Source organism: Acinetobacter pittii (assembly GCF_034064985.1).
Lineage (GTDB): Bacteria > Pseudomonadota > Gammaproteobacteria > Pseudomonadales > Moraxellaceae > Acinetobacter > Acinetobacter pittii_H.
The window spans coordinates 2,677,016-2,690,384 of sequence record NZ_CP139249.1 but is presented as its reverse complement, the minus strand read 5'-3'; the positions used below and the strand labels follow the sequence as shown (position 1 = coordinate 2,690,384).

The 13,369-nt window shown below is 42.4% G+C and carries 11 protein-coding genes; 3 read left to right on the top strand and 8 right to left on the bottom strand.

Features of this window, described 5'->3' with window-relative positions; translation table 11 throughout:
- Positions 1 to 86: 86 nt before the first annotated feature.
- The 3 genes from kdgD (at position 87) to uxuR (ending at position 3,571) form a co-directional block, all read left to right on the top strand.
- On the top strand, positions 87 to 998 hold the full coding sequence (gene kdgD / locus SOI76_RS12935; RefSeq protein WP_000339257.1) for a 5-dehydro-4-deoxyglucarate dehydratase: 912 nt from the start codon (positions 87 to 89) through the stop codon (positions 996 to 998).
- Positions 999 to 1,028: 30 nt separating this feature from the next.
- Positions 1,029 to 2,615, top strand: a complete 1,587-nt coding sequence (locus SOI76_RS12930) for an aldehyde dehydrogenase (NADP(+)) (RefSeq protein ID WP_104079399.1) — start codon at positions 1,029 to 1,031, stop codon at positions 2,613 to 2,615.
- A 242-nt stretch (positions 2,616 to 2,857) separates the two neighbouring features.
- Complete coding sequence (gene uxuR, locus SOI76_RS12925; protein ID WP_000092890.1) at positions 2,858 to 3,571, top strand: FadR/GntR family transcriptional regulator; 714 nt, start codon at positions 2,858 to 2,860, stop codon at positions 3,569 to 3,571.
- Between the two features lie 67 nt (positions 3,572 to 3,638).
- On the opposite strand, the gene SOI76_RS12920 is transcribed toward uxuR, so the two are convergent.
- The 8 genes from SOI76_RS12920 to hcaA all read right to left on the bottom strand — a co-directional run bounded on the left by SOI76_RS12920 (position 3,639) and on the right by hcaA (position 13,291).
- Positions 3,639 to 5,390: a tannase/feruloyl esterase family alpha/beta hydrolase gene (locus tag SOI76_RS12920; protein WP_104079400.1), complete on the bottom strand. Its 1,752-nt coding sequence runs from the start codon at positions 5,388 to 5,390 to the stop codon at positions 3,639 to 3,641.
- Between the two features lie 33 nt (positions 5,391 to 5,423).
- Complete coding sequence (locus SOI76_RS12915; RefSeq protein ID WP_104079401.1) at positions 5,424 to 5,813, bottom strand: PaaI family thioesterase; 390 nt, start codon at positions 5,811 to 5,813, stop codon at positions 5,424 to 5,426.
- 40 nt (positions 5,814 to 5,853) lie between these two features.
- Positions 5,854 to 6,390 carry a DUF3237 domain-containing protein gene (locus tag SOI76_RS12910; RefSeq protein ID WP_104079402.1) on the bottom strand — a complete coding sequence of 179 codons (537 nt, stop codon included), beginning with the start codon at positions 6,388 to 6,390 and terminating at the stop codon, positions 5,854 to 5,856.
- A 56-nt stretch (positions 6,391 to 6,446) separates the two neighbouring features.
- Positions 6,447 to 7,697 (bottom strand): OprD family porin, encoded by a 1,251-nt coding sequence (locus SOI76_RS12905; protein ID WP_205668397.1) that lies wholly within the window; start codon positions 7,695 to 7,697, stop codon positions 6,447 to 6,449.
- An 81-nt stretch (positions 7,698 to 7,778) separates the two neighbouring features.
- Positions 7,779 to 8,918, bottom strand: a complete 1,140-nt coding sequence (gene hcaD / locus SOI76_RS12900) for an acyl-CoA dehydrogenase family protein (RefSeq protein ID WP_104079404.1) — start codon at positions 8,916 to 8,918, stop codon at positions 7,779 to 7,781.
- 74 nt (positions 8,919 to 8,992) lie between these two features.
- Positions 8,993 to 10,879, bottom strand: coding sequence for a feruloyl-CoA synthase (hcaC, locus tag SOI76_RS12895; RefSeq protein ID WP_171293218.1), 1,887 nt, complete (start codon positions 10,877 to 10,879; stop codon positions 8,993 to 8,995).
- An 83-nt stretch (positions 10,880 to 10,962) separates the two neighbouring features.
- Entirely contained in the window at positions 10,963 to 12,414 is a 1,452-nt protein-coding gene (gene hcaB / locus SOI76_RS12890; protein ID WP_104079406.1) for an aldehyde dehydrogenase, read from the bottom strand.
- Between the two features lie 37 nt (positions 12,415 to 12,451).
- Positions 12,452 to 13,291: a p-hydroxycinnamoyl CoA hydratase/lyase gene (gene hcaA / locus SOI76_RS12885; RefSeq protein WP_171293219.1), complete on the bottom strand. Its 840-nt coding sequence runs from the start codon at positions 13,289 to 13,291 to the stop codon at positions 12,452 to 12,454.
- Between the last annotated feature and the right edge of the window lie 78 nt (positions 13,292 to 13,369).

The window sequence follows — 13,369 nt, the reverse complement described above, 5'->3', positions numbered from 1 at the left end:
AATTTTAAAAAGAAAAAAGATATTGAAAGAAATTAGATTGATGATGTAAGATGTCTGACAACATAGACACGTATGGAAACTTGCAAATGGATGCTCTTGAGTTAAAAAACATTATTTCTGATGGTTTACTGTCTTTCCCGGTAACAGATTTCGATCAAAATGGAGATTTTAATAAGTCTTCTTATGCAAAACGTCTTGAGTGGTTAGCTCCATACGGCGCAAGTGCTTTATTTGCTGCAGGTGGTACAGGTGAGTTTTTCTCATTAACTGGCAATGAATATTCTGAAGTAATTAGAACTGCGGTAGATACATGCAAAGGCAGTGTACCGATTATTGCTGGGGCAGGTGGTCCGACACGTCAGGCGATTGAACAGGCAAAAGAAGCAGAGCGCTTAGGTGCACACGGTATTTTGTTAATGCCGCATTACTTAACTGAAGCAAGCCAAGAGGGTTTAATTGAACACGTTAAGCAAGTATGTAATTCAGTAGACTTTGGCGTAATTTTTTATAACCGTAGCGTATCAAGATTAAATCTCGATTCGATCCAAAAGTTAACTGAGATGTGCCCGAACTTAATCGGTTTTAAAGACAGCTCTGGCCAAATCGATATGATGACGGCAGTGACTCAAACTATTGGAGACCGTTTGTCATATTTAGGTGGCTTGCCGACAGCAGAAGTTTTTGCAGCGCCATATAAAGCCTTAGGTTGCCCAGTTTACTCGTCAGCTGTATTTAACTTTATTCCAAAGACTGCTATGGAGTTTTATAACGCGCTTCGCAGTGATGACTTTGAAACAACCAATCGTTTGATTAAAGATTTCTTCTTGCCACTGATTAAAATTCGCGACCGTAAATCAGGTTATGCGGTAAGCATGATTAAAGCAGGTGCCAAAATTGTTGGGCATGATGCAGGTCCTGTGCGTCCACCATTAAGTGATTTAACTCAAGCAGACTATGAAGATTTGGCTGCTCTCATTGCGACACTTGGTCCGCAATAATTCTAACTGTTTAGGTATTGGAGCTTTAAAATGAGTAAAAATAACGGTCGGCAGTTTATTAATGGTCAACGCGTTGCTGTAAATGTGCCAGCTTTAGAAAGTATAGCTGCAAAAGACTATCAACCAACAGGTTATGTATTTAGTCAGGCAACACTTGAAGAAGTAGATCAGGCTGCTCAAGCTGCGCATAACGCTTTTTTAGTTTATAGCCAAACGACTCAAGAACAGCGTGCATCTTTTCTTGAAGAAATTGCTCGCCAAATTGAAGCATTGGGTGCGAACTTGCAAGAGGTCGCTTCACTTGAAACAGGCTTACCACTTGCTCGTCTTCAAGGGGAGACAGGGCGGGTTACTGGTCAGCTTCGACTGTTTGCTGAACTTTTACGTCGTGGCGATTTTTATGGTGCTCGTATTGATGTGGCATTACCAGAACGTAAGCCTTTGCCACGTGTTGATTTGCGTCAATATAAAGTTGGTGTAGGACCGGTTGCTGTGTTTGGCGCGAGTAATTTCCCACTTGCATTTTCAACTGCAGGCGGTGATACCGTAGCTGCTTTAGCAGCAGGGTGTCCGGTTGTCTTTAAAGCACACTCTGGCCATATGGCGACTGCTGAGCTTGTTGCAGAAGCCATTGAAAAAGCCATTGAAGTTTGCGGTATGCCTAAAGGCACATTCAATATGATTTTTGGCGGCCGTATTGGTGCAAACTTGGTAGAACATCCACTCATTCAAGCAGCCGGTTTTACAGGTTCACTTGAAGGCGGAATGGCGCTTTATAACCTTGCGCAGAGCCGTCCTCAGCCGATTCCATTTTTTGCGGAAATGTCGAGTGTGAACCCTGTGGTGGTTTTACCTGAAGCAATTCATTCACGTGGTGAACAAATCGCACAAGATACGGTTGCTTCTTTTAATATGGGGTGTGGCCAGTTCTGTACAAAACCGGGTCTAATTTTAGGTGTAAAAGGCCCCGAGTTTGATCGCTTTATTACAGCTTTAGCTGAAAACACGCAGAAAGCCGTACCTCAGGTTATGTTGAATGAAGGTACTTTAAAAAGCTATCGAACTGGTATTGATGCATTAATAAATGAAGCTGGTTTTGAGGTCATTGCATCGGGTCAGGAACCTGAGCTGGTTTCTCAAGCAAAAGCACATCTGTTTAAAGCGGACCAATCTGTTTTATTATCAGGCAACCCAAAACTACAACATGAAGTTTTCGGACCGATGTCGATTGTGATTGGCGTAGAGGATGAAGCGACTTTGTTAAAAGGGATCGAGGCTTTAGGTGGACAGCTCACGGCAACGATTATTGGTGATGAAAACGAATTGTCTAAGGCAGGCGAGCTTCTTGATTTGTTAACCCGTAAAGCTGGCCGTGTATTGTTTAACGGTTTCCCGACAGGGGTAGAGGTCTCGGATGCTATGGTACATGGTGGTCCTTTCCCTGCAACCAGTGATGCCCGTGGCACTTCGGTAGGTACGGGAGCAATTGAGCGCTTCTTACGCCCGGTATGCTTCCAAAATACGCCACAAGTATTATTACCCGATGCATTAAAAGACAGTAATCCACTACAGATTACTCGTCTGGTCAATGGGCAGTTAAGTCAGGCCCAAATTTAAAAATGGTGCAGCTCAATCAACGCTATTGAGCTGCATATTTTTTAACTTATTCAAAGAATTGTTAAATATTTAAATAAGCACAAATTGCTTACTTTTTAAATATGAGTGGTGGTTTAATAAGTGAGAGAAAATATTTTATTTTTAATAACTTAGGGGGCTAAAAACCGAATATGACTATCGGCTAAGTTTATAGTAAAATGAATTTTATAATTTTTTTCAACATTTCATGAGTTCTTCAGATTATGTCTAGCGCAATTAAACCTAGATCAACAAAAAAACTAAGCCAGATTATTGTAGAACAACTGATCGAAAAAATTCAGTCTGGAGAATTTAAAGTTGGAGAAAAAATCCCGACCGAACTTGAATTAATTGAAACTTTTGAAGTAAGCCGTTCTGTCATTCGCGAAGCAATTACTGAGTTGCGTTCATTAGGATTTGTCGAGACTCGTCACGGAATTGGTACTTTTGTCAAAGAGCAGACAGTTGAGCAAAATTTTCTGTTGTCTAATGCCAGTTTAGAAACCATTAATGACATTATTTCCTTGCTTGAGCTTAGGATTAGTCTTGAATCTGAAGCTGTCTTTTTAGCATCTGAGCGCCGTAAGCAAATCCATATTGATAAAATGAAAGCTGCGCTTGAAGACTTTGAACGACATATTTCTTCAGATGCAAATGATGGTACGGTAAAAGCTGACTATGATTTCCATATTGCCATTGCTGAAGCTTCTGAAAACCAATATTTCGTTGATTTTTTAAAGTATCTTGGCGAAAAAATTATTCCACGTGCACGTGTTAAATCTATTGAGCAAAGTCCTGAAAATCGCGAAGAATATTTAAAAGCGGTTCACCATGATCATGTCAATATTTATAACGCAATTGTGGATCAGGACGGTTTATTGGCCCGACAAATGATGCGAGCTCATTTGTCTAAGAGTATTAAAAAGTTTAAGCAGTAAAGCTTGAGCTAAGATCAAGATAAAAAAGAGAGAGCTTATTTAAGCTCTCTTTTAATTTTATAGGGTGTTATTTACAGCTAAAGTTTTCAGCTTTTTCGCTATCACCTTGACCATTGTAACGAGCAATCAGTGGGTAAGGACAAAGTGGACGGGTACGGTCTGGTGCCCAGTCTGGTGGAAGTTCAGTATTCACTTGACCACTCGGGTTACCTGCACCGCGTGCAGTTGCAATGATTTTGTCAGGTGCTTGCCCATATTCGACCCAATTAACTAAAGCAGTCAATGCGTCAAATTGGTCGGTCGCAATGCCATCACGGGTATGGTTCATACCCGGAACTCTAAAGAAACGCGCAAATTCAGGCGCTGTACCTTTCGCATCATTTTTATAGTGTTGTAGCAGTTGATCGTACCAATTTTGGGTGTCATCTACAGAGAAAACGCCATCTGCTGTGCCTTGTACTACAATCATTTTTCCACCGTGATTACGGAGTTTATCTAGATTGAGTTCATCGGGTGGCATCATGAATGACATGGAACTTTCGGTATAGACATCATTGGTTGCCGAGAGTTTTGGATAGTCGGTATCGAAGTTAAAATTAAAGGCAAATTGTCTAGAGTTTTGAGTCACAGTTGGGTCTGGTGGAACCTGAAAAAGAATGCCGACTGCAACGGGGTCACGCGCTGTTCCCACCGAAGATTCAAATTTCCAGCTTGCCCAGTTACTGCCGACTAAACCCGGGTCGAAAGGTTGGGTTGCATAAAGTGCTTGTCCAGCAGAGTTTACAGGTCCGCGGTAAATGTTGGCTAATACATCAATTTGTTCGGTGCTTAAACAAGTACTATCTCTTGTGCTTGAGCAAACGGGTACATGCTTATGAATATCAAAAGCCGTACGACAAGATTCGACATCTTGAACTAGTCCATCTGCGACACCGTCCAAGGCATCGCATCGATCTAAAATCGCTTTTGCTAAAACTTTACGCTCTGAAAGGGTAAGAGCAGTACTTAAGTCATTTTCATCTGTTGCGACACGACGGAGCTGCTGTGCCGTGTAGAGTTGAGCTGCGGCTGCACGAGGTAAATGAAAACCTGGTGTACTCGCCAAAATGCCATCATATTGGTCGCCCAAACGAGTTGCAGCAATCATGGCATGACGACCACCATTTGAAGTGCCACCTGCATATGAGCGGTCTGGTAATTTACCATATGCGGCTTTAATTAGGTTTTTTGCCATAGGCGTGAGTTTGGTAATTGCACCATAGCCATAGTTGATTCTGGCTTGAGGGTCTAAACCAAACATTGGATTTTGTGAAGCATTATGTCCAGCATCGGAGGAAATAACCGCAAAACCATCATGCAGGGCATTGGTGAGTGGTCCACCACTACCAACCTGACCTGTTGCAGGGACTAAATTACCATCGGTTCCACCATTGCCTTGATAGAGAAAACGGCCATTCCAGTCTATTGGTAAGCGTATTTCAAAACCAATTTGATAAGTTTGTCCATCGACAGGGCTTGCCCGTTGATCCATATAACCTTTAACCAAACAATGAGCGCCAATCGGTTTGTTGGCGACAGTCAATGTGCCTGCTTCTTGAAGGGTGGCGGAGCTAATGACAGTATTGTTGTACTGAAATCCGAGTAAGTCTGAACAGCTTCCTGTCATTTTTACGCCAACAGCAGGAGACAGCTGCGGTGGTTTGTTTGTTGAGGGAACCGTTGTGCCATCATTATCACTTCCACAGCCTGCCAAAGAACCAAGCATGGCAAGCACCAAAGCGGAGCGGGTCAAAATTCGTTTATTGTTGGTGTAATTCATTTATTCATATCCTTATTGAATGAATGGTCGCAATTAATCTAAAACCAAAAAATTAGCTGTGCTTCGTGCAATCATTTTGTTGTTTTGCCAAGCTTCACTTTCAAGATTCAGTACAGTTTTGCCTTGTTTAATGAATCGGCATTTTGTAATGACTTCGCCCACAGCACAGGGCCTTAAAAAATCCATCGTTAAGTTAATGGTAGTAGCTGGTTTACGGTCATTGGCGAGATATGCAAAAAGTCCCATCACATCATCAAGCATGGCGCAGATCATGCCGCCTTCAACGGTGCCGCGTGGATTGGTAAAGCTTTCTAGCGCCGTGTAGTGGATAGTGAGTTCAGTGTTTTTGTCATTCCAATGGATATTATGTCCACCCAAATGGTGATGGATGGGCGGTAAGTGTTTTAAAGTTTTTTGATCCATAATGAAGGCTCCATCCTTTTTGTAAGTGTTATAAAAATTATTATTTCAGGGTATAGGCATCATAAATAACCGCTTTGCCCAAGCGCATTGCACTACCTACTGCAACGGTCTGGTTAAGCCATGAATATTTAGGTGAGCTGGTTTCAAACTGCATGGTAATTTTGAAATAGTAATTTTTCGGGTCGACATCTTTGCCTTGGGCAAGCTGTTTTAATGTTTCTGCCGAGCCATGGTGGTAACCTTTGGTTTGAAGGTAAATAAGCGCACCGTCATCGGTTTCTAACAAATATCGCGTATCAATAATGGCCAGTCCTTTACTGTCAACGATTTGCCAATCTGCACCATTATTTAAAATGCGCCCTTTAAGTGATTTGCCTTCGAATGACCCTCCTGTAATAGGAATAATTCGGCGTTTACCTGCATCACTGGTCGTGCCTAATTCCCAAACAGGCGCATTTAGATCAACACTAAATTTTGCTAAAGGCTCAAGCTGAATAGGTGGTGGGTTATATTGAGTTGCGGCATGAGTTAGGCCAATGAGACAAATTCCGCAGAGTAGTGTTACAACTTTCTTCATGATGAATTTCCCGAAATAAAAAGAGGTTCTATGTGTGACAGAACCTCTGGTTTTAATTATTTAAATTTCCATGTGTAGTCGATGTTGAGACGGGTTTCGTTTACAGGTTTGATATTGGCTGTAGAGAGCATGTTGTTGTCATAAATGGCGTAGCGCGCGCGTAACCCTAGATTTTTTAACCAGCCACTTTGAACGGTGTAACCTAAATCAAAGTCTGTTTCTCGCTCTTTTAGATTGGTTCCACCTAAGTTAGGTGCATAAATATTGTGACCTGTGGTGTAACGAGTCATAAAACGTAAACCCGGCACATAATCTTTAAAGTCATATTCATAACGGAAGCTATAGGCTTTTTCTTTTGGGTTTAAAAACTCACCTGGCCATGTATCAATGAGTAGACCCGTTTCACCTCCCGTTAAATACGGGAACGCGGTGTCGCCATGATGTTGGAAAGTCCCAAAAATAAATTTATGGTTTTGATGTTTGAGTTCGAAATGCGCATGATAGAGGTCATTATCGACTAAGCCTGCTTTTGCTTGCCCGTCATCTCGGCTGCGGTAGTAACGTAATTGCGAGCTAAAATTAGTGGTGTCATTAATTTTGTGTTGATGTAGTGCGCCGACCATGGTTTGGTTATAAAGGTCATCAACATCCATATAAAAAGCGGTGAGCTTGAGTGCAGGATTAAACTGATAGTTTCCACCTAAATAATAGAGTCCATCAGTTTCGGCGCCTTTAAATCTTCCATTCACCCCAGAAATTTTAATTTTTTCATAGTTGGTCGAATCACGATGATTCACTTTATCGAGGTAGGCCGCTTGTAAGTCGAAGTCTTTAATATCTTTACTGGTCAGTGAAATTCCTCGATAAGTTTGAGGAAGTAGACGCGCGGGTGAAGCTACTAAAACAGGGTTCATTGGCATGAGCGTACCGATGCGTAGCTCGGTCTGGCTCATTTTCGCTTTTGCTGTGACCCCAATTTCGCCATAAGAGTCAGCAGGTTCATTGGTGCGCGTATCTCTAGGTAAGTTTCCTGTACCTCCGTGCTCGGCATCAGCATTGAGTTTAAAACCCGCCGTTGCAAGCACATCCAGCCCAAAACCGACAGTCCCTTCGGTATAACCTGAATTGGCTTTAAGAATAAAACCTTGTGTCCAGTCCTTGGCAGCAGGGTAAGCAGATTGCTCTTGGTAGTCGCGGTCAAAATAGAAATTTCGCGTGGTGAGTTCTACTGAACTGTTATCAATAAAACTGCCAGCCCAGACCGATCCTGAGAGCATGAGGGTAGAGTACATCCATAATTTCGACATAGCATTTCTTCCTGAAATAACATTTTTTGTTTTCAACAAGGCATAGTTGTTGTGTCTGCCTTATTTAGTTTTTAAATCGAATTATTTTCCGAGCAGTTCTCGGGCCACGATTTCTTTCATAATTTCATTGGTTCCCCCATAAATTTTTTGTACCCGCGCATCCACAAAAAAGCGTGAAATCGGGTATTCCTGCATGTAGCCGTAGCCACCAAAAAGCTGAAGTAGTTGATCAATCACTTCACATTGGACATCGGTAATAAAGCACTTCAGTGCAGCCACTTGAGTGACGCTTAACAGGTGTTGTTGATACAGCGCTGCACATTGATCTACAAAAGCTTGTGCGGCTTTGGCTTTGATTTGCGCGTTTGCGAGCACGAAGCGTGTGTTTTGCATTTGGCTTAAAGATTGTCCGAAAGCTTTACGCTCTAATACATAGTCTCTGGTCAGTTCGATGGCACCTAAAATTGACCCCAGAGCCATCATCGAAATGCTTAAACGTTCGCGAGGTAATTCTTGCATTAAATAAGCAAAGCCTTGTCCTTCTTCCCCCAAACGCTGAGTTGCAGGCACACAAACATCATCAAAAAATAGTTCGGCTGTATCTTGAGCATGTAGCCCGATTTTTTGTAATGAACGGCCTTTTTTAACGCCGTCTAAAGCAGCATCAACTAAAAAAATTGAAATGCCTTTTGCTTTAGCTTGAGGATCAGTTTTTGCTACTAAAACGATCAGGTCGGCATGCAAGCCATTTGATATAAACGTTTTTGAACCATTCACACGATATTGGTCATTTTCTAAAATCGCTTGAGTGCGTATGGCTTGTAAGTCTGAGCCAGCATTGGCCTCTGTCATGGCAATTGCAGTCACGACTTCACCTGTGACCATTTTGGGTAACCAATAACGTTTTTGCTCTTCAGTTCCAATATTTTGCAGATAAGGGGAAACCAGCTCATTTTGCCCACCAATGGCAACCGCCAAAGATGCAAAGCCAGCTTGAGCAGTTTCTTGAACCAGCATGAGTGAGTAGTGCACAGGAGCGCTGTAGCCGCCATATTCTTCGGGCACATCTACGCACAAAAAACCATTTTCCCCAAGACGAAGCCATAGATCACGTGGGATAAGACCATCGTGCTCCCACTGTTCGTAATACGGAGCAACCTGTTCTTTTAAGAACCTGCGATAGCTATTCCGAAATAGTTCAAATTCTGTATCGTGTGGCATGTTGAACCTTTTTTAGGCAAAAGTGAGGCTGTAGCCCAAACCGAAGTTTGAGCTTCCTTTTTTATTTCAATTGCTTATTGCTTTAAGGTGGGCACCCGTATAATCAGCGGGTTATCAGTCTGCTTTTGATAAAGTTCATCAATTAAAGCTGCACGACGTTTAGTAATACTGCTTTGATTGAGATTGCCTTTATCTGTCACTTCGCCTGCATCGAGTTGAGGTGGTTCGATCATTAAATAAAGCATGGAGACTGTATTTGAACTGCCAGTCGCATCTTTATTAAAGGTCGTTAAAAATTGGCGGAACCATTGTTGGACTTTAGGATGCTGTAATATCTCCGTTGCAAAATGTTCACCAAGCTTAAGACCTGCATATTGAGCACAAGCATCTAGTTTTGGAAAAATCAAAAAGCCAACCGCATTTAGGTTTGAACCTGTAATGCAGACATCTTGAACCAGTAAATTACCTTGAATGAGCACTTTGTTGCGTAGTGTGCCCACATTCACAAAAGTGCCTGTATTGAGTTTAAAGTCTTCAGCAATTCGTCCGTCGTACATTAGGCCTTTAGTCGGATCATTGATATCGACCAAACGAACGGCATCGCCTGTATGGAAAAAGCCTTCATCATCAAAAATAGTACTTTGTTGGTCCGCCTTTAAGCGCCAATAGCCTTTCATGACATGTTTGCCACGAACGCAAAACTCAAGTTTGTCACCACATGGAACTAGCTTAATTTCGCATCCCGGAGCAGGGTAACCAATAAAACCTGCCATCACGCGTGGGCCAGTTGTAAAAGCGCAAGATGGTGCTGTTTCAGTCATGCCCAATCCGCTCATGATACGAATTTTTTCTCCACAATGTTGCTGAGCAATTTTATCGAGTCTATTCCAGCCCGCTTCTGAAAGCGCTGCACCTGCAAAGAATAAAATTTTAACTTTGGCAAAAAAGCGGTCTCTTAGTTCTTCATCTTTTTCTAATGCTTCGGTGAGTTCTTCCCAACCTTTTGGCACATTTAAATAAACTGTTGGAGAAATTTCTTTGAGATTACGAATGGTTTCGTCAAATTTTCCTGCAACGGGTTTGCCATCATCAATGTAAATGGTACCACCGTTATAGAGTGCGATGCCGACATTGTGACTACCGCCAAATGTGTGGTGCCAAGACAGCCAGTCGAGTAGGACAGGCGGCGTTTCTTCAAACTCAGGGAAAGTCTGCAATAGCATTTGCTGATTAACACACAACATTAAATGCGTGGTCGGTACAGCTTTAGGCAATTTGGTTGAACCTGATGTAAATAAGAATTTGGCAATCTGGTTTTCATCAAGGGTTTGGTAAAACTCTTGAACATTTGAAACTGGCGTATCTAATAGCGACTGAAAAGATGTGCAGATCTGATCGCCCACAATCCCTTTATTGGTCACCACTTCAATATCAGGTGTAATACATGCTTGAATGGCTTTAGCAAAGGCTTGTCCATCGCTGGCATAGACCATACCAGGTGTGAGCACTTCAAACACATGTTTGAGTTTGCCAAAGTCTTGAGAAATCAGAGAGTAGGCAGGGGAAATAGCAGAGAAAGGCACACCCGCCAGCATGGCACCCATAGAGAGTGTTAAATGCTCAAGATCATTGCCACTTAAAATGACGAGTGGTCTTTCTTGACTTAAATTACGGTCATGCAAAGCTTGAGCAATGTGCCATGCGCGTTGTAGAACTTCTGCATAACTCAGTTTGACCCATTCGCCTTGAGCATTGCGTTTTGCTGCAAAAATATGGTCGGGTTTGGTTTGTGCAAAATGAATTAACCGATCTGTCAGTTTTTGTGGATACGGTTTTAATTGCTCTTTTGGGCTGATATAGAGCGTGTCATCTTTATGGTGATAATGAATATCATGTTGCCCTAATTTTACGAACCGTTCACGGTCTTGTGATTGAGTGGCATTCATTTGCATTTCTTTCACTCCATGGAAAGCGCATCACTGCGCTTTATTTTTTTTGCATCATGCAATTTTTATTTAATATGTTTGTGTCCGCATTACCCTGACTAAATCGGGTAATGACGTGATTGGGTTTGAATGGTGATCCAGCGTAGTTCGGTAAATTCGGCAACAGAGACTTTACTACCAAAACGACCGTAACCACTCGATTTTGTTCCGCCAAATGGCATTTGCGCTTCATCATGTACGGTTGCGCCGTTAATGTGACAAATACCCGAATCAATCTGTTGAGCGACTTCTAATGCTTGTGAAATATTCTGGCTAAACACTGCCGAAGACAGACCAAACTCGCTGTCATTTGCCAGTGCTACACCTTCTTCAATGCTTGAAAAGCGTTGAACTGTGCATACAGGTCCAAATGATTCTTCACGGTAAAGCAGCATGTCAGGTTTAATATTGAGCACCAGCGTCGGTTGCATGGTGGTGTCTTCAATATGAATACCTAAAGGTAAGTCAGCACCTTTGCTTTGTGCATCTTCCAGTAAATGCTGAATGCGGTTTGCAGCACGTCGACTTTCTAAAACACCGAGTACATTGTCTTTTGAAGTCGGATTACCTGCCCGAATAGAGCGGGTTTTCTCAATCAGCTTCTCAATAAACTGGTCAGCAATATTGTCTTGAACCAAAACACGTTCGGTCGACATACAGATTTGACCCTGATTAAAGAACGCTCCAAAAGCGACTGCATTTACGGCTTCATTAATGTCAGCTTCATTTAAAACCACGACAGGGGCCTTACCACCGAGTTCGAGTAAAACAGGTTTTAAATATTTAGCAGCAGTCTCGGCAATAATTTTTCCGACTTTGGTTGAACCCGTAAAATTAATGCGCTTCACAGCTGGATGAGACACTAAGCGCTCCACGATTTGTGGTGCATCTTCAGCGGCATGCGTAATCACATTCACCACACCATCACCAAGACCTGCTTCATGTAACACTTCACCAATCAGACGATGTGTTGCTGGGCAGGCTTCCGATGCTTTTAATACAACGGTGTTGCCACAAGCCAAAGGCATGGCAAGCGCACGTGTTGCCAAAATGACAGGCGCATTCCAAGGTGCGATCCCTACAATCACACCGCAAGGAACTCGTACACCCATCGCAAGATTGCCCGGCACATCTGACGGAATCAGACTCCCGTCAATTTGTGTGGTCATTGCTGCTGCTTCACGTAACATGTTGGCAGCAAGGTGAACGTTAAACCCATACCATGTTGCAGTTGAACCTGTTTCTTGCATTCCAGTTTGAATGAATTGCTCGGTTTTTTGGTCCATTAAATCGGCTGCTTTTAATAAACGTAAACGGCGCTCGGTAGGCGAGAGTTTCGACCATACTTTAAAAGCTTGCTGTGCCGAATCGATTGCACGATCAACATCTTCCAATGTTGCAGCAGCAGCTTTAGTTGCTACCGTTCCATCAATTGGACTAATACGCTCAAAAGTTGCCTGATTTGATGCATCAACAGATTGACCGTGAATAAGTAACTGTACATTTTGCATGGGTTGCGTCCTTACATTGCCATTAAAGTATCAAAAGTTAACCAGTACGTTTATAACTCTGTAAACCCGGTTTAATTGATTTTTCATCTAAAAATTGTTTCAAACCTTCTTGGCGACCGTTTTCTGTATCACGGTGGATACATTGATCAAGCTTGGCATATAAGTAGTCTTCGTTTTGGTCCCAAGTGAGTTCACGACAACGCTTAAATCCATTTTTAGCGGTACGAAGAACCACAGGGTTTTTCTCAAGTAAGCAATTTGCAAGCTCAGTCACTTCTGCTTTTAATTGGGCAAGCGGTACGCTTTTATTTACCAAGCCCATAGTTTCAGCTTCTTTACCGCCAAAGGTTTTACCCGTCATGATGTAGTACAAAGATGCACGATGACCTACGGTATCTGCCATTGCTTTACTTACAAGGTTGCCCGGTGGGATACCCCAGTTAATTTCAGATAAACCGAAAGTTGCTTCATCTGCTGCAATTGCGAGGTCACAAGCCACTAAAGGTGAGAAACCGCCTCCAAAGCACCAGCCGTTGACCATAGCAATTGTTGGTTTTGAATACATGCGAAGAAGTTGCCACTGCCAGCGACATGAGTCGCGGCGAATACGTTCTTGGAAAATTTCAGGCTGAGTGTCGACTTCACGGAAATATTCCTTCAAATCCATACCCGCTGTCCAAGAGTCACCAGCACCCGTCAAAACTAAAACACGTGCATCTTGATCAAGCTCAAGAGTTTCTAGCACATCAATCATTTCGCGATTGAGTGTTGGGCTCATGGCATTTTTCTTTTCCGGACGGTTTAGAGTGACCCATGCAATTCCATCTTCAACTTTAACATCTACTGTTTCCCAGCGGTTTTCATAACTCATCTTCATACTCCTTGAATGATTTTTAGCTATTCTGGGATTTAATCTAATATCAGTTAAACTTACATTCAAGTCTTTTTTATAAAA

Bases quoted from the DNA above. Each gene is read 5' to 3' on its own strand.
- kdgD (WP_000339257.1), top strand. From the start codon at position 87: ATGGATGCTCTTGAGTTAAAAAACATTATTTCTGATGGTTTACTGTCT.
- SOI76_RS12930 (WP_104079399.1), top strand. From the start codon at position 1,029: ATGAGTAAAAATAACGGTCGGCAGTTTATTAATGGTCAACGCGTTGCT.
- uxuR (WP_000092890.1), top strand. From the start codon at position 2,858: ATGTCTAGCGCAATTAAACCTAGATCAACAAAAAAACTAAGCCAGATT.
- SOI76_RS12920 (WP_104079400.1), bottom strand. From the start codon at position 5,390: ATGAATTACACCAACAATAAACGAATTTTGACCCGCTCCGCTTTGGTG.
- SOI76_RS12915 (WP_104079401.1), bottom strand. From the start codon at position 5,813: ATGGATCAAAAAACTTTAAAACACTTACCGCCCATCCATCACCATTTG.
- SOI76_RS12910 (WP_104079402.1), bottom strand. From the start codon at position 6,390: ATGAAGAAAGTTGTAACACTACTCTGCGGAATTTGTCTCATTGGCCTA.
- SOI76_RS12905 (WP_205668397.1), bottom strand. From the start codon at position 7,697: ATGTCGAAATTATGGATGTACTCTACCCTCATGCTCTCAGGATCGGTC.
- hcaD (WP_104079404.1), bottom strand. From the start codon at position 8,918: ATGCCACACGATACAGAATTTGAACTATTTCGGAATAGCTATCGCAGG.
- hcaB (WP_104079406.1), bottom strand. From the start codon at position 12,414: ATGCAAAATGTACAGTTACTTATTCACGGTCAATCTGTTGATGCATCA.
- hcaA (WP_171293219.1), bottom strand. From the start codon at position 13,291: ATGAAGATGAGTTATGAAAACCGCTGGGAAACAGTAGATGTTAAAGTT.